We start from the raw sequence: 17,351 nt of genomic DNA, 5'->3' as shown, positions 1-17,351 counted from the left end.
AATCAGGACAGTAGCGCACTCTTTTGATTTCTGTTAATTTTTATCTCTTATATTGGAAATATTCCAATTAAATGGATTTATTCCATAATTTAGCTGTCCCGATTTATTTTGTGGATCAGCTATGCAAAAGACCATTTTACATTTAGACCTTGATACTTTTTTTGTATCCGTAGAGCGGCGCATGAATACTGAGCTCAAGAACAAGCCTATATTGGTTGGGGGGCTGAGCGATCGTGGTGTAGTTGCCGCCTGTAGTTATGAGACCCGTAAATTTGGAGTACACTCGGGCATGCCTATGAAAATGGCAAAAGAACTTTGTCCGGAAGCCGTTCCCATTAAGGGAAATGCAGGCACCTACAGTAAGTTCTCCGATATGGTTACCGAAATCATCCAAGAAAAAGTACCGCTTTTCGAAAAATCGAGTATCGACGAGTTTTATGCGGACCTTACCGGAATGGACCGTTTTTTTGGCTCTTACAAATATGCCTCAGAGCTCAGACAACGCATAACCAAAGAAACCGGACTGCCCATTTCCTTTGGCCTATCGGTAAACAAAGTGGTTTCAAAAGTGGCTACGAACGAGGCAAAACCCGATAATCAATTAAAAATCGATTTCGGACATGAAAAACCTTTCTTGGCCCCACTTTCCATCAAAAAAATACCCATGGTAGGTGATAAAACCTATCAGACCCTTCGCAACCTAGGTTTACGGCAAGTACGAACCATACAGGAAATGCCTATTGATGTGATGCAACGGGTGCTGGGCAAGAACGGAGGAGTCATATGGAAACGGGCCAATGGCATTGACCACACCCCGGTAATTCCGTTTTGTGACCGAAAATCAATTTCAACGGAACGTACTTTTGACAAGGATACCATAGATGTGACAAAGCTGAAGGGTATTCTTATCGCTATGACCGAAAACCTGGCCTACCAATTACGAAGGGGAGAAAAATTAACGGCCTGTATCGCGGTAAAAATCCGGTATTCAGATTTTAACACCTACTCCAAGCAATTGCGTATTCCCTATACAAGTGCAGACCATATTCTCATTCCCAAAATATTGGAAATGTTCAAATCACTTTACAACCGCCGCTTGTTGGTACGATTAATAGGCATACGGTTCAGCCACTTGGTATCGGGCAATTACCAGATCAATCTTTTTGATGATACGGAGGAGATTTTGAGCCTCTACCACGCCATGGACCATATTCGAAAACGCTACGGTGATAAAAGTGTCATTAGGGCTTCGGGCATGGGAGCCAAAACGGTGGGACGAATGCAAAACCCTTTTGATGGTAGGCCGCCTATAGTGTTAGCACATAGAAAGCAGTAAGTCAGGAATCAGGAATCAGGAATTAGGGGTTAGGGGTTAGGAGTTGAGAGTTAGCGAATAAATGTACCCTCAACGGTATGTTGGCCTTGTAAAAGTTGAATTGGGCAAAAAATATGTATTTAAATTGTCACACATATTATAGTCTTCGCTTCGGAACATTTTCCGAAAAGGAATTGCTGCGCTTGGCCCAAGAGAACGAGGTTACCCGTTTGGTGCTAACGGATATCAATAATACTTCGGCCTGCCTCAACTTTGTGCGTTTGGCCCCTGATTTTAACGTAACACCTATTTTGGGCATCGACTTTAGAAACGGAATAGATCCCTGCTTTGTGGGCATCGCACAAAACAATGAGGGATTCATGGAGCTTAATGATTTTCTATCTCAGTATTTGCATCAGCAAAAAGAAATTCCACCAGTGGCGCCCAAATTTCAGAATGCCTATGTGGTATACCCTTTTGAAAAAGTGCTCTTGCATGAAATAAATCTTTTGGGAGAGAACGAGTTTATAGGTGTTTCCATTAGGGATTTAAGAAAACTACCCTTCTCAAAACTATCCAATTTAAAGAATAAATTGGTGGTGCTACAGCCGGTTACTTTCAGGCATAAAAGTGATTTTAATGCCCACCGACTTCTCCGGGCCATTGACAACAATATCTTGTTGAGTCAATTGGAAAAGACCGAAGAGGCTTCCGAAGATGAAAAAATGTTTCCCATAACCAATTTGGCAGCAGCGTTTTCTGAGCATCCACATATTTTAGAAAATACGGAGAGCTTGCTAAGGTCATGCCATATTTTTTTCGATTTCTCGGAAAACAGGTCGCCACAGAACCTGCGTACGTATTTGGGCTCTCAAGAGGCAGACGAGGCGCTTCTTGAAAAACTTTGCCATGAAGGCCTGCCCTACCGCTATCCTGATGGTGGGGAGGGTATTCTAGAACGTTTGGAAAAAGAGATGAAGCTCATAAAAGAGATGGGGTTTGTGTCCTATTTTCTCATCAATCATGATATTGTAAGCGAAGCGAGAAAGCGTGGATTTTTCTATGTGGGCCGTGGTAGCGGCGCCAACAGTATAGTAGCATATCTTTTACGCATTACCGATGTAGACCCCATAGAACTCGACCTTTATTTTGAACGTTTTATCAATCTGTACCGCGCCAATCCGCCCGATTTTGATATTGATTTTTCGCATCGCGATCGCCCGGAAATGACCCAATATATTTTTGACAGGTTTGAGCATGTAGCCCTTTTAGGTACCTATGTCACTTTTAAGGAAAGAGGGGTTATTAGGGAGTTGGGCAAAGTGTTCGGTTTACCAAAGCGGGAAATAGACGCCCTATGTGAAGGCGGGTATGACCCAAAAAGTTCCGATGATATTTCTCGCTTGGTCATCAAATATGGACGATTGTTGATGGGAATGCCCAATTATTTGAGCATTCATGCGGGCGGTATCTTGATCAGTGATAAGCCCTTGCATTGGTTCTCCGCAACGCACCTTCCGCCCAAGGGATTCCCGACTACCCAGTTTGATATGGTCATTGCCGAAGACGTAGGTCTCTTTAAATTTGACATTCTAGGGCAGCGCGGACTATCGAAAATACGGGAGGCATTGGATATTATAGCCTACAATCAGCCTGAAAGGGCGAACAGCTTTGATATTCATAATGTACGAAAGTTTAAGACTGATGGGTCGGTTAACGCGTTGATCAAAACAGCTCAATGTATGGGGTGTTTTTACGTGGAATCGCCCGCCATGCGCATGCTTTTGAAAAAACTGGAAGTAGATAATTACCTGGGGTTGGTGGCGGCAAGCTCCATTATTCGGCCGGGAGTGGCAAAAAGCGGAATGATGCGCGAGTATATCCTACGCCATAGGAACAAAGGTAGGGCCAAAGAAAAAGGGCATCCGGTGATGTTGGATATTATGCCCGAAACCTACGGGGTCATGGTCTACCAAGAAGATGTTATTAAAGTGGCGCACCATTTTGCGGATTTGGATTTGGGCGAAGCCGATGTGCTCCGCAGGGGAATGAGCGGTAAATTCCGGTCTCGGGAAGAGTTTGACAAAGTCCGTTTAAAATTTATTGACAACTGCCGAAAAAAAGGAGAGCCGGACAGTGTTATTTTTGAAGTTTGGGAGCAGATTGCCAGTTTTGCAGGTTACGCCTTTGCCAAAGGGCACTCGGCCTCTTATGCCGTAGAAAGTTATCAGACCCTCTATTTACGGGCCTATTTTCCCTTGGAGTACATGGTGGCGGTGCTCAATAATGGCGGCGGATTTTACCGAGCCGAGTTCTATGTACATGAAGCGCGTATGTTGGGAGCTATTGTGCATCCGCCCTGCGTCAACCAAAGTTTTCATGTAAATGCCATTTATGGGAAGGATATTTTTTTAGGATTTGGCTACTTGCGGGAGCTGGAACTTCGGGTGTCTGAACGTATTTTAAAAGAACGCGGCAAAAACGGAAGTTTTTCTTCCCTGGAAGATTTTTTGGACCGGGTTGGTATTTCCATAGAACAGATAAGTATTTTAATTCGTGTTGACGCCTTTAGGTTTACAGGGGTTAACAAACATCAACTACTCTGGAAAGCCCATTTATTCCTCAACAAAAGCACAAAAATAGACCACCCGAAACTGTTTCCGCCCAAACACCAAGATTTTAAGATTCCCCACCTGCATACCACTCATTTAGAAACGGCCTTTGCCGAACTTGAACTATTGGGCTTTTGCTTATGCAGTCCGTTTGATATATTGGCAGAACCGCCTAAAAACAATAGATGTGCTGCCGACTTAGAGCGTTTCTTAAACAAGTATATTGATATTTATGGCTATTTGGTAACGGTAAAAAACACAAAGACCCATCATGGTAAGCGAATGCATTTTGCCACCTTGGTAGATCAAAAAGGAGAGGTTTTCGATACTGTTTTGTTTCCGCCCGTAGCTGCCAATTATTTTTTCAGGGGTAAAGGGGTATACCGTTTTTACGGCAAGGTGGTAAGTGAATTTGGTTTTTTGAGCATTGAGGTAGTAAAAATGCAAAAGCAAGACTACATTCAAGACCCCCGCTATGCCGATATGAAAACCAGTACCAAGGTGTTTTCCAAAAAACCTATGACCTAAAAATTCAACAACATAAAAAGACTGTCAATCAAATAAGGATGCACAATTATCCCTAACACTTTTATTGTTTTAAAGGTATTCATCGGTCGTTTCGTTAAACGCCGCTCAGGCTCCGGGACATACCGGATTGCAATGGCAGAGTACGAGGGACCATCCGGGACAAATGTGCATATCAACCGCTATCTGCAATCTGGTATGCTCCCTTGTGTTTTTCTTTTTTACGTACCTTACCGGTACGACAAACAAAATTCCAAACACGCGACTACATATAGTCCTGCGTTAGCTGCAATTATAAATGAACCTCTGCCCTCTTTGCAATTCAAACCAAGCGGACAAAAAAAATTCGCACATAATACCTAAATTTTTGGGCAGACCACTATTTCGTGATATGAAGCCACGTCATACGTTTCAAGTAGATAAAAAAGGAAAGCCTAGAAAAATACAAGACATCCCAAAACAGGACTTTTTGATATGCTCTGATTGTGAAAAGCAGATTGAAATTTCAGAAACATACTTTGCGAGAAAATTAAAATCTATAAATGACTATTCAAATAGAAAGGACAAGTTCGAAATTTCTAAGATTGGACCAAACGAAATTTTATACTGTATAGATTTGAACCCTTTATTATTCAAATTATTCTGCTTTTCAATTATTTGGCGACTTTCAATGACGTCAAATCCACTATTTAAGAATTTTAAATTACCAAATGAAGTAGAGGCGGAAATAGGGCTTTTCCTAAGCACCAATCTATTTCCAACTCATAAAGAATTGCTAGAAAATTTAAATTTAATTGAGAAATACCCACAATATCATCTAATGGCATATAAGCCTAAAACTGGATCAAGAAAATTTACTGGAATTCTAACTGCATTTCAAATGTCCGAAGACCATTATGGAATATTTACAAGTGATATGATTTTGTTTTTTTATCTAAACGAAAATAAAATGGACTCCCAAGCTAGGTTAATTTCGAATAAAGACCACGGATTTATAAAATTCATTCTTGCAGATGCAGTTCAATGGAGAAATATTAGTTCAGCCGTTGTTAATCATCGTCTACTAAATAACAGCATTTAAAAACTTATAAATAATAAGGACTTCGAGCTTAAACGCCGCTCAGGCTCCGGGCCATGCCGGATTGCAAGGGCGGTAGGATAAGTGACTATCTAATTTATCTCCTTTAGGTGCCATCGATGACACATGTGCATATCAACCGCTATCTGCAATCTGGTATGCTCCATTGTATTTTCTTTTTTATGTACCTTGTCGGTACGACAGTAAAATATCGAAACACGCGACTACATATAGTCCTGCGTTAGCTAACATTTGATGGCAAACTTCAGAATCTTAATATTAATTTTTACCATTGGATTTTATTCCTGCACTGATAAAAAGGATAAAGCAGAATCGAAAATAGTTGAATCAAAAAAGAAAGTTGACAATGAAAAATATGACCGATTTTGGATTACATACGAATATCCCGATAATCTTAGTGAAAAAGTAGAAGTCTATGTATCGAAAGAAAATGACACGATAATTAATCAAATAATAACCCAAGAAAACGGTATTATAGACTCAACCAAAAGTCGCTTTTTTGAGCTGAAACTTATGAAATCGAAAATACCAGATACTTACAATGGAAGACTTAATTTCTACTCTAGTTATGATAAAAACTCAAAAAATGTTGATAAAGAAAAGACTTTGAGCCTCTCAATTTTTCAAAATTCAAGAGACAGTTTTTATTTGGAAACTTTTAAGTCTAAAGCGAGTAATGAAATAGAATTCAAACTTATAAATTATGAAAGTGACCAGTTAGTTGGAATAATGACCGAATTAAGATTCATTCAGTTTTTTGATGACAACGGGAAGGACATGTTGAATGTTATAACAACCGAACTAGGAGTTGACAATAAACAAAAAACGCATAACATCGGAATAGAGCTTTACGAACTAAATAAAAAACGTTAGCTAACCTTTGCAATCGTTACACAACTCCTTAATAGGCAACTAAACGTATTGTTACAAGTCTCTTTAAAGGGTTTTTTTCCTTCAGGGCCAGTATTGAAAAGTCAATTATTGAAACTTTACAGATAGGCTGTAAGTTCCCTGTTTTAAGGATAGTACCAAAAATAATGCTACTGATAAAAAACAAAACCCTGCCAATCAAATGATTAACAGGGGTTTCGTGTACCTTGGGTGGGAATCGAACCCACACTCCAAAGGAACTGGATTTTGAATCCAGCGTATTTTTAGTCAATTCTCAATAATTTATCTTATAATCAACTGTTTATAAGTATTTTAATATTTTTTAAAATCATCTGATATGCTTTAAAAGCAAAATTTGTTGTACCTATGTTGTACCAAAATTGATTATTTTTATATTCTAAATTAATCACTGGATATGGCTTCAAATGTAAAAATCGTTCTAAGAAAAAAACCAAATAAGGAAGGTCTTTATCCTTTGGCTATTCGAATCACAAAAAATCGTAGTTCCAATTATCACTACATCGGCCACTATATTGACATAAAAGATTGGGATGAAAAAAATATTCGTGTTAAGAAATCACATCCAAACGCTGCAAGGCTTAATAATTTACTGAGCACAAAGCTCAGCGAAGCCAGTAAAAAGTTATTGGAACTACAATCCGAAAAAAAAGACATTACTGCCAATCAGATTAAAAATAAGCTATATAGCTCGTCCAAATCTACCAGCTTTTTTGAGGTGGCTAATGAATTTTTAAATGAACTGGAAACCAACAAAAAACTAGCACGCCATTCTGCGGATAAAGCTCGTGTAAACCAGATTTTGAGTTTTGTGAAATCAAGGCAGCTGACCTTTCAAGAAATTGATGAACAATTTCTAAGAAAATTCAAAGGTTATTTAATGGCAACCAGAAAGATTTCCGAAAGGTCAATCGTGAACAACCTTGTAGTTATTAGAACCATTTATAATAGAGCAATCAAGATGGGGATTGTTGATAAAAAACTCTATCCTTTTGGCTCTGATAAAATACGTATAAAATTTCCTGAAACTGAGAAAGTAGGCCTTACGAAAGAAGAAATTGTATCATTAGAAAGTGTTGAAAATCTTAGTGAGAATGAGAAGCACGCTAGAAATGTCTGGCTTTTCAGTTTTTACTTTGCCGGGATAAGAACAGCCGATGTCCTTAAAATTCGTTGGAATGATATTTATGATGGACGGCTTCATTATCGAATGGATAAAAATTCCAAATTATTATCCCTTAGAATACCTGACAAGGCGAACGACATTTTAGAACATTATCGTAATGGAAGAAATAGTGATGATGATTTTGTGTTCCCTGAAATGAAAAAAGCCAACCTTAAAGACCCGAAAGATGTATATGCCAAAGTCAAGACAGCTAATAAGAAATTCAATAAATATCTAAAGGATGCTGCCTTAAAAGCCGGGATAAACAAAAAAGTGACTATGCACATAGCAAGGCATAGCTTTGGGCATATCTCAGAGGATAGGATTCCCATAAAAATGCTTCAGAAACTTTATAGGCATTCTTCCATAACTACAACAATCAAGTATCAATCCAACTTTATTCATAAAGATGCGGATAATGCACTTGAAAGTGTCGTGAATTTTTAAACGGGTGTCTATTTTATTTTGCAACCCCGTTGCACCGAAATTCTGTTATCTTTGCATCGTGAAAGTTATGGCAATCATACTATCGATTTACTTCTTGGCGCTCAATGTAGTGCCTTGTAGCGATTCAGGGAATGTTGCCGACGATTCCCAAACCGTTTCAGTAGTTGATTTTAATGGTGACCACGGTGACGATTGTGAACTTTGCTCGCCGTTTTGCCAATGCCACTGCTGCCACGTTCACACGATACACTTTGGCATTGCCAAATTCGAGCTGCTTCAAGCAACCATTCCACAGGATAATTTTGCCCACTTCGACTGTATAGGCAAGGATATTACTTTCTCTCTCTTTCAGCCCCCACAGGTTTAATTCAGTTTTACAGGATAGCTATATCCGGTTTTGAAGTTTTCAACTTTTGAAAACTTCAAAGGTATGATTGCGCTTGCTCGTGAATGCACCTCAATATTTCAACTGAATTAATACCATTCTTTAATGATTAACAGAATCATTGATTTTTCAATCAATAACAAATTTATTATCGGTCTGCTCACCTTGACACTTATCGGTGCCGGTATCTACAGTATGACCCAGGTTCCCATTGATGCTGTGCCGGATATTACGAATAATCAGGTACAGGTCATCACGCAATCGCCCAATTTGGGTACAGAGGATATAGAGCAGTTCGTGACCTATCCCGTGGAAGTGGCGATGAGCAACTTACCGGACGTTAAGGAAATCCGCTCGGTATCTCGTTTCGGACTTTCCGTGGTAACGGTTGTTTTCGATGATGATATGGGAACCTACCTACCTCGACAGCTCGTTTCCGAAAAACTGACCGAAGTACGCGAACAGATTCCCGAAGGTTTTGGCCAACCGTCCATCGGGCCAATCTCAACGGGGTTGGGCGAAATCTACCAGTACACGCTTGAAGTTGAAGAAGGATACCAAGACGACTACTCGGCTACCGAACTGCGAACAATTCAGGATTGGATTGTCCGCAGGCAAATGGCGATGGTTCCCGGTGTTGTGGAAGTGAATGCATTTGGTGGGAACAAAAAACAATACGAAGTGGCCGTCGACCCAGACGAGTTGCGCGCCATTGGCATTACCATTTCAGACGTCTTCCAGACCCTTGAAAGCAACAACCAGAATACGGGTGGTGCCTATATCGAGCGTAACCATCAGGCCAATTTTATCCGTGGAGAGGGTCTCGCCAGAAGTGTTTCGGATATTGAAAATATGGTCGTCAAGACCGTTGAGGGTATTCCCATTAAAATCAAGGATGTGGGAACTGTACGTATCGGAAGTGCGGTGCGCTATGGTGCATTGACCAAAGATGGTAAGGGCGAGGCCGTTGGTGGGATGATTCTGATGCTGAAAGGGGCAAATTCCAACGAGGTCATCGAAAACGTGACCCAGCGAATGGAACAGATTCAGCAATCCTTGCTTGAAGGCGTGTTCATCAAACCGTTTCTCGACCGTAGCGAACTCATTGCCGAAACTACGGGAACGGTTACAACAAACCTATTGGAAGGCGGCCTTATCGTCATTTTCGTATTGGTTTTGCTTTTGGGGAACTGGCGTGGTGGGCTGATTGTGGCTTCGACCATTCCCCTATCGCTGTTGTTTGCTTTTATCCTGATGAACGTCTTTGACGTTTGGGCCAACCTGATGAGTTTGGGGGCCATCGATTTCGGTATCATCGTGGACGGTGCGGTAATCATTGTGGAAGCCACGGTGTTCCTAATGTATTCTTACGTGGCTAAAAAGAATACGGTCAGCTCGGAAAAACGGGATGATATTGCTGCCAAGGCTTCCAAAAAAATGATGAATGCAGCATTTTTCGGTCAACTTATCATCCTTATAGTATTCCTTCCCATATTGGCGTTGGAAGGCGTCGAGGGCAAGATGTTCCAGCCAATGGCACTCACGTTCATCTTTGCAATGATTGGTGCGATGCTGCTCTGCCTGACCTATGTGCCGATGGTATCCGCCCTGTTCCTACGATCACCGAAAACCGAGAAGAAGTCTTATGGCGATAGGTTCGTGCATTGGATAGAAAGAAAATACGAACCCTTGCTTACGAAGGCACTTTCAAAGGGAAAAATAGTCGTGGGTATTGCACTTGCCCTTTTTGCGGTGACCATATTTGTCTTTACCAGAATGGGCGGTGAGTTCATTCCACAATTGGACGAGGGCGACATCGCCTTTCACGCCATTTTGAAACCCGGAAGTTCACTCTCGGAAACCATTGAGACCACCACCAAGATAGAACGCACCGTCAAGGCGGAATTTCCCGAGGTGGAAACCGTCCTTAGCCGTATCGGTGTGGCCGATGTTCCGACCGACCCTATGCCGATGGATATTGCCGATGTTTTTGTCATCCTGAAGCCAACCGATGAATGGGTCTCTGCGGAAAGTAAAGATGAACTGGTCGAAAAGATGAAAGATGCCATAAGCATCGTTCCCGGTGTCAATTTTGAGTTTACCCAACCCATCGAAATGCGCTTTAATGAACTACTTACAGGCGTTCGTGAAGACGTTGCTATCAAGCTGTTCGGTGAGGATTTGGATGTGCTGGCAAGTAAGGCCGAAGAAATGGGCAAAATCATTGCGATGGTTCCCGGTGTTGCCGATATGAAAGTCGAGGCCACCGATGGACTGCCGCAAATTACCATTGATTACAACCGAAACAAAGTGGCACAGTACGGCCTGGAAATCGACCAGCTTAACAATGTGGTGCAGGCCGCATTTGCGGGCGGTAAGGCAGGTGTGATTTTCGAGGGCGAAAAGCGATTCGATTTGGTAGTTCGGTTGCAAAAAGAAAACCGCCAGGATATCGAAGATGTTCAAAACCTCTTCATCAATCTGCCCAACGGTTCCCAGATACCCTTACGGGAAATCGCCGAAGTAAGCTATGAACCCGGACCGATGCAGATAAGCCGTGACAACACCAACCGTAGAACGTATGTGGGCATCAACATCCGTGACAGGGACGTAAAGTCGGTTGTCGAGGACATTCAGGCAAGACTGGATGCGCAGTTTGAGTTGCCCGCAGGCTACTACATACGCTATGGTGGTGCATTCGAAAATCTGGAACGGGCCAGCAATAGGTTACAGACCGTTGTCCCCATAGCCTTGTTGCTCATTTTCATCCTGATTTATTTCGCACTTAAGTCCTTTCCGCAGACCCTGATGATCTATCTGGCCATCCCTATGGCCACCATAGGCGGTGTGTTCGCTCTCTGGCTCAGGGATATGCCGTTTAGTATTTCCGCAGGGATCGGTTTCATTGTGCTTTTTGGGGTTGCCGTACTGAACGGATTGGTAATGATAAGCGGGCTCAACGAACTGAAAGAGGAAGGTGTCACCGATTTGAAAGAACGTATCATCGAGGGCACTAAACGACGGGTGCGCCCCATAATGCTCACGGCTTTTACCGATATCCTTGGGTTTCTACCAATGGCGATTTCCGCATCCGCAGGGGCGGAAGTTCAGCGACCATTGGCGACAGTCGTTATTGGTGGATTGATTACATCCACATTGCTGACCCTTTTTATTCTTCCCATTTTCTATCAATGGGTAGAAAAACGTTCGGGACGTAAGGTAAAGGTCAATTCAAAAATCGTAACCGCTTCTGCGGTGGTTTGTTTCTTTTTTGCTTTCGCAGAAGTAGAAGCGCAGCAAGTTCAAAATAACGATATGCTACCCGTTGTTACGTTGGAACAGGCGGTTGAAATTTCCAAGGAAAACTATCCACTCTTGAAAACCAAACAGTTGGAAATCCAAAAGCAAAACGCTTTAAAGGGCACGGCCTATGATTTAGGGAATACCCAAGTGTTCACGGGCGGTGAGGAAGTTTCGGATGGCCAGGGCATCTATACCATAGTAGGCGTCGGCCAACAGAACATCAATCTATTCGGTATCGGTGCAAAGAAGCGGTTGCAAAAACAGCGTATCGCCTTGGCGGAAACTGCATTTGACCTATCCGCACTTCAAGTGGAACAGGAAGTGAAAAAGGCGTGGTCAGAGGCCTATCAGCAACGGCAGAAATTTAAACTCTACCGTGAACTGGATTCCATCTATTCTCAATTTGAAAAAGCCATTGAACTATACTATAAAGTTGAAGCTATTTCACGTTTGGAATATTCATCGGCAACCAATCAGGCGTTGCAAATCACCAATAAACTGCAACAGGCCGAAAGTGATTACGCCATTGCCCTTCAGAAGCTCAATCTTTGGTTGGTTTCCGACACGTTCTATACCGTTCCCGATACCCTTGATGAAAGCGAATTGACGCTATTGGGGTTATCCCAAAGAATAGATAAACATCCAGAACTGGAACTTTCGCGAAAGCGGATTGAGGAAGCCCAAGCCAGCTACCAAGCTGAACGTTCCGATTTGTTGCCCAATCTCAACCTTCAGGGCGGACTGCAACGGGTGAACGGCAGTAGCGGGTTCTATACCTACCAGGCAGGAATATCCCTTCCATTATTTACCGGTACGGAACGCAGTCAGGCCAAGGCAGCCAAAATCCAAAGCGAAATTGCCGAGACCAATGCAGCCTTTGTAAAACGGCAATTGCAATCAGAATACCAACAAGCGTTGCAAGCCTATCTAAAATGGGAAGCATCGTGGCAATTCTATAAGGACAAGGCCTTACCACTTGCCGAGGAACAGCGACAGGGCACATTGTTAGCGTATAAGGAAGGTGCCGTGGATTATGCCGCATTCACCCAAATTATAAGAGATGCCATACAGACGGAAATGGATGCGCTGGAAACACTCGACAATTATCTTAAATCAGTTTTCGAACTACAATATTTCAAGCAATAAAATGAAGAATTTATCAAAATACACAGTTATTGATTTGTTGGCGATGCTTTTGGCGTTGACCGCTTGTGGCGAATCCAAAAAAGAATCCGCAGAGAACAACAAAGCCAATGTGGAAACGGAAAAAGAACATTCCGAGGGCGAAGCCGAGGAAGTAATGCTTACGGCCAAACAGTTCGATGCCCTGCAAATGGAAATAGATACCCTGAAAATGCGGAATATGAGCGGGTACGTAGAAGCCAACGGGCAGTTGGAAGTCCCGCCACAGAACGAGGCTACTGTCACAACAGTAGTGGGTGCCAACGTGGTTTCCATCGAGGTCATTGAGGGCGATAAGGTCAGCAAGGGGCAGACCGTCGCCTATTTGTCACACCCCAATATCATCGAAAAACAGACCGATTATCTCGATGCGTTCAGCAATAGCCAGTTTCTCAAGAAAGAATATGAACGGCAAAAAACATTGTATGATGCAGGCGTGGGCAGCGGTGCCAACTTTCAAAAAGCGGAAGCCGAATATCAGGCATCCCGAAGTAAGGTCAATGGCCTTGAAGCACAACTGCAACAATTGAGCATTAGTGCATCCGGTGTGCGGAACGGTACTATATATCAGCGGGTGGCACTTAGAAGTCCCATCGAAGGGTTTGTAGAAAAAGTAGCCATAAAAACCGGCCAGTACGTGGATCCGCAGACCGACCTAATGGAAATTGTGGACACCCATCACGTACACGCAGACCTGATGGTTTTTGAAAAGGATGTCCATAAGGTTAAGGAAGCCCAAAAAGTGGTTTTCAATGTACAGTCAATTCCCGAAAAGGAACTGACTGCCGAAATCTATTCCGTAGGAAAGACCTTTGAACAAAACCCGAAGGCGATTCACGTACACGCCGAAATTGAGAACAAGGAAGGCAACCTGATTCCCGGGATGTACATTCAGGGGTGCATCCAAACGGAAAATACACAAACTAAGGCGATGCCCGAAGCTGCCATAGCCGCGGATAGCGAACGGTTTTTTGTGTTCTCAGCAGAAAAAGAAGGTGATGATTGGTCATTCAAACCCATTGAAGTCACCAAAGGCACCCACGATGGCGATTGGATTGCCATTGATTTTTTGAGCGAACAAGAACCAAATACGCAGTACGCCATAAACAACGCTTATTATCTAATGGCGGAACTAAAAAAGGGCGAAGCCGAACACAGTCATTAAATACTACAAGTACAATGAAAGAAATAGAAAAAAAACTGAATGACAATGGCGTTCGCCCCACGGCGATGAGAATACTTATCTACAAATACCTTGCGGAAAAAGAAGTGGCAACCTCGCTCACCGATATTGAGATGGCTTTCGCGAAAGCGGACCGAACTACCCTTTTCAGAACCCTAAAAACCTTTGAAAAACAAGGCGTGGTACACCAGATTGATGACGGCACGGGCGTACAAAAATATGCGCTATGCGAACCGGGCTGCAATTGTGAACTTGAACAAGATTTGCACCTGCATTTCCATTGTAACAATTGCGATGAGACCGTTTGCCTGACCGAACATAAGATTCCGCATATCAACCTGCCGGAAGGCTTTGTGGCAGAGGATGCCAATTTGGTATTAAAGGGCATTTGCGACAAATGCAGTGGACAATAAATGCACTTCCGTTGCATAGGTCAGATACATACCTTGCACTTTAAAAATGAATTATAAATTATGAAATTTAATACCACCATACCAATAGGCCTTAGAGCACTTTATTTAGATGAAGTGAGCCTATATCGTTCTTCTTTGCAAAGTGGGAATCTGCCCCAAGCTTGGCACCATCTTGAACGTTCCCATATTCTCGGCCAATCTTACCCGTTAGAGCATACCTATACCCATTGGCTAATGTTAAAATTCGAGTTCCGCCAGCGAAACACAAAAGAAGTTCTGGGTCAGGTGTTGCGTCTTTTGGTTGGTGGCTGGAAATCATTTATTGACCACGTACCTATTGGCAATACGGGTGGTAGTAACGTACCGCCTTTGAAAAGAATGGAAATGCCCGAAGACTTAGCCAAAATTTTAAAGAAATACCGAAAAATGCAATGAAAAAGAAAAAAGTAAACTTACGGGATTTAGACCCGAACGAACATCAAGGTGAGCACAGTCACGATGACGGACACAACCATAGCAGTCCCGAAGAAGTTTCCAATTTTAGGATTTACCTGCCCGCTATTTTCAGCTTTGTAATGCTGATTACCGGTATAGCCATTGATTATTTCGATGCGTTCCCATTCTTCAGGGGCTGGGTGCTGATTATTTGGTACACCGTGGCTTACATTCCTGTTGGGTTTCCTGTAATGAAAGAAGGCTGGAACAGTATCAGGAATGGTGATTTTTTTACGGAATTTTTCCTGATGTCCATCGCTACCTTGGGGGCATTTGCCATAGGCGAATATCCCGAGGGTGTGGCCGTAATGCTATTTTATGCCGTGGGCGAACTCTTCCAGAACGCCGCGGTAAATCGGGCGAAGGGAAACATCAAGGCACTCTTGGATGCGAGACCTGATGAAGCACTGGTATATAGAAATGGGGATTTTGTTTCGGTCAATCCAGAAACAGTTGAGATTGGTGAAAGAATTCAGGTTCGCGTAGGCGAAAAAATTCCTTTGGACGGCATTTTACTTTCAGAAAAAGCATCGCTGAACACGGCTGCCATTACCGGTGAAAGCAAACCCGATACCATCGCCAAGAGCGAAAAAGTCTATGCGGGAAGCATCAATTTGGATGGGGTCATTGAAGTAAAAACTACCAAGGAATTTAAGGACAGTTCCATCGCCCGGATTCTGGATATGGTGCAGAATGCCACCGCCCGAAAATCAAAGACGGAACTGTTTATCAGAAAATTTGCCAGGATTTATACGCCCATTGTGGTTTTCCTTGCCATCGGACTGACATTTTTGCCCTATTTCTTCGTGGATGATTACGTATTTCGCGATTGGGTTTATCGTGCCCTGATATTCTTGGTGATTTCCTGTCCCTGTGCCTTGGTCATATCCATTCCCTTGGGCTATTTCGGTGGCCTTGGTGCGGCTTCTCGCAACGGGATTTTGTTCAAGGGTGCATCCTTTCTCGATGCGATGACCAAGGTGAATACCGTGGTAATGGACAAGACGGGTACCGTCACAAAAGGGGTTTTCAAGATTAAGGAAGTGGTCAACAAATCCGCTTTTGCAGAAGCGGAATTTATGCAATATCTGATGGCGATGGAAGAACAATCCACCCATCCCATTGCAAAGGCAATTCTGGAATATAAGGCCGATGGTGCCGATTTTGAAGCGACCGAAGTTTCCGAAGTGGCAGGAAAAGGACTGAAAGGTACGGTCAACGGAAAGCAAGTATTGGTCGGCAATAAGGCTTTGATGGTTTCCAACGGCATCGAAGTTCCCTCTGAAACCGATACCATAGTCGAATCCATAGTAATGGTAGCCATCGATAAAAAATTTGCCGGATATGTGACGATTGCCGATGAACTGAAGGAAGATGCCCACCAAGCCATCAAACAGATACGAGAGGCGGGTATCTCTAAAATCATAATGCTCTCGGGCGACAAGGATTCCATTACCCAAAAGGTTTCCAAAGAATTGAATATCGATTGGGCAAAAGGAGGTCTACTACCGGAAGATAAACTGACCGAGGTTGAAGAACTGAAAAAAAAACCTGACACCACAGTTGCCTTTATGGGTGATGGCATCAATGATGCGCCCGTACTCGCTGCAAGCAATGTGGGTATCGCAATGGGCGGTTTGGGAAGCGATGTGGCCATCGAAACCGCAGATGTCATCATACAGACCGACCAACCAAGCAAGATTGCCACGGCGGTTAAAATCGGTCGTTCTACCCGAAAAATTGTTTGGCAGAATATCGGTTTGGCATTCGGGGTAAAAATTATCGTGCTTATTCTGGGCGCAGGTGGACTTGCCACAATGTGGGAAGCGGTCTTTGCCGATGTTGGGGTAGCATTATTGGCAATTTTTAATGCGGTGCGGTTGCAGAAAAAGAGTTGGGGCTAGTTGATTAAAATTCCGTTAAACCCAACAAAAACTGTTAAAATTTTGTAATTTTGCATCGATGAAAAAGGTTTTCCATAAAATATTATCCGTTTTGATGGCTTTTGTAGTGATGTTAACTACGATGTCGTATACGGTGGATATGCACTATTGTGGGGACTCTCTGGTCGATTTTAGTCTTTTTACAAAAGCCGAAGGTTGTGGGATGGAAAAAGCACAGCCGGCCAAAAGCTGTGAAAATCCTTCGATGACCGAAAAATCTTGTTGTACCGACCAACAGATTGTCAAGGAAGGACAAGACGACCTAAAAACTTCATTCAACAAACTGACATTCGAGCAACAGACTTTCGTTGCCACATTTTTCTACACCTATATCAATCTCTTTGAAGGACTTGATGAAAACATCGTTCCCTTCAA

General features: G+C 42.8%; 12 protein-coding genes. All 12 read left to right on the top strand.

Annotation, left to right across the window (positions count from 1 at the left end; all coding sequences use genetic code 11):
- The first annotated feature begins 121 nt into the window (after positions 1-121).
- A complete protein-coding gene (gene dinB / locus BIZ36_RS19140; protein ID WP_187459482.1) occupies positions 122-1,336 on the top strand; it encodes a DNA polymerase IV in 1,215 nt (404 codons plus the stop codon).
- Between the two features lie 113 nt (positions 1,337-1,449).
- Positions 1,450-4,455 (top strand): DNA polymerase III subunit alpha, encoded by a 3,006-nt coding sequence (locus tag BIZ36_RS19135; protein ID WP_187459481.1) that lies wholly within the window; start codon positions 1,450-1,452, stop codon positions 4,453-4,455.
- A 364-nt stretch (positions 4,456-4,819) separates the two neighbouring features.
- A complete protein-coding gene (locus tag BIZ36_RS19130) occupies positions 4,820-5,533 on the top strand; it encodes a hypothetical protein (protein ID WP_187459480.1) in 714 nt (237 codons plus the stop codon).
- A gap of 252 nt (positions 5,534-5,785) precedes the next feature.
- Complete coding sequence (locus BIZ36_RS19125; protein ID WP_187459479.1) at positions 5,786-6,424, top strand: hypothetical protein; 639 nt, start codon at positions 5,786-5,788, stop codon at positions 6,422-6,424.
- Positions 6,425-6,857: 433 nt separating this feature from the next.
- Positions 6,858-8,072 carry a site-specific integrase gene (locus BIZ36_RS19120; RefSeq protein ID WP_187459478.1) on the top strand — a complete coding sequence of 405 codons (1,215 nt, stop codon included), beginning with the start codon at positions 6,858-6,860 and terminating at the stop codon, positions 8,070-8,072.
- Positions 8,073-8,139: 67 nt separating this feature from the next.
- A complete protein-coding gene (locus tag BIZ36_RS21360) occupies positions 8,140-8,439 on the top strand; it encodes a DUF6660 family protein (protein ID WP_353616860.1) in 300 nt (99 codons plus the stop codon).
- 123 nt (positions 8,440-8,562) lie between these two features.
- Positions 8,563-12,906, top strand: coding sequence for a CusA/CzcA family heavy metal efflux RND transporter (locus BIZ36_RS19115; RefSeq protein WP_187459477.1), 4,344 nt, complete (start codon positions 8,563-8,565; stop codon positions 12,904-12,906).
- A 1-nt stretch (position 12,907) separates the two neighbouring features.
- The gene (locus BIZ36_RS19110; protein ID WP_187459476.1) at positions 12,908-14,107 is read left to right on the top strand and encodes an efflux RND transporter periplasmic adaptor subunit; all 1,200 of its coding nucleotides are present in this window, start codon (positions 12,908-12,910) and stop codon (positions 14,105-14,107) included.
- A gap of 14 nt (positions 14,108-14,121) precedes the next feature.
- The gene (locus BIZ36_RS19105; protein WP_187459475.1) at positions 14,122-14,538 is read left to right on the top strand and encodes a Fur family transcriptional regulator; all 417 of its coding nucleotides are present in this window, start codon (positions 14,122-14,124) and stop codon (positions 14,536-14,538) included.
- A 60-nt stretch (positions 14,539-14,598) separates the two neighbouring features.
- A complete protein-coding gene (locus BIZ36_RS19100; protein WP_187459474.1) occupies positions 14,599-14,973 on the top strand; it encodes a DUF3703 domain-containing protein in 375 nt (124 codons plus the stop codon).
- The gene (locus tag BIZ36_RS19095; RefSeq protein ID WP_187459473.1) at positions 14,970-16,937 is read left to right on the top strand and encodes a heavy metal translocating P-type ATPase; all 1,968 of its coding nucleotides are present in this window, start codon (positions 14,970-14,972) and stop codon (positions 16,935-16,937) included. The genes BIZ36_RS19100 and BIZ36_RS19095 overlap by 4 nt, the downstream gene beginning before the upstream one ends.
- Positions 16,938-16,995: 58 nt before the next feature.
- A partial coding sequence (locus BIZ36_RS19090; protein WP_187459472.1) for an HYC_CC_PP family protein occupies positions 16,996-17,351 on the top strand: 356 nt, incomplete at its 3' end.

Source organism: Cytophaga sp. FL35 (assembly GCF_014349235.1).
Taxonomy (GTDB): domain Bacteria; phylum Bacteroidota; class Bacteroidia; order Flavobacteriales; family Flavobacteriaceae; genus Euzebyella.
This window is presented reverse-complemented; position numbering and strand designations above follow the sequence as displayed.

Excerpts from the sequence above, each read along its gene's own strand:
- dinB (WP_187459482.1), top strand. The coding sequence starts at position 122 with ATGCAAAAGACCATTTTACATTTAGACCTTGATACTTTTTTTGTATCC.
- BIZ36_RS19135 (WP_187459481.1), top strand. The coding sequence starts at position 1,450 with ATGTATTTAAATTGTCACACATATTATAGTCTTCGCTTCGGAACATTT.
- BIZ36_RS19125 (WP_187459479.1), top strand. The coding sequence starts at position 5,786 with ATGGCAAACTTCAGAATCTTAATATTAATTTTTACCATTGGATTTTAT.
- BIZ36_RS19120 (WP_187459478.1), top strand. The coding sequence starts at position 6,858 with ATGGCTTCAAATGTAAAAATCGTTCTAAGAAAAAAACCAAATAAGGAA.
- BIZ36_RS21360 (WP_353616860.1), top strand. The coding sequence starts at position 8,140 with ATGGCAATCATACTATCGATTTACTTCTTGGCGCTCAATGTAGTGCCT.
- BIZ36_RS19115 (WP_187459477.1), top strand. The coding sequence starts at position 8,563 with ATGATTAACAGAATCATTGATTTTTCAATCAATAACAAATTTATTATC.
- BIZ36_RS19110 (WP_187459476.1), top strand. The coding sequence starts at position 12,908 with ATGAAGAATTTATCAAAATACACAGTTATTGATTTGTTGGCGATGCTT.
- BIZ36_RS19105 (WP_187459475.1), top strand. The coding sequence starts at position 14,122 with ATGAAAGAAATAGAAAAAAAACTGAATGACAATGGCGTTCGCCCCACG.
- BIZ36_RS19100 (WP_187459474.1), top strand. The coding sequence starts at position 14,599 with ATGAAATTTAATACCACCATACCAATAGGCCTTAGAGCACTTTATTTA.
- BIZ36_RS19095 (WP_187459473.1), top strand. The coding sequence starts at position 14,970 with ATGAAAAAGAAAAAAGTAAACTTACGGGATTTAGACCCGAACGAACAT.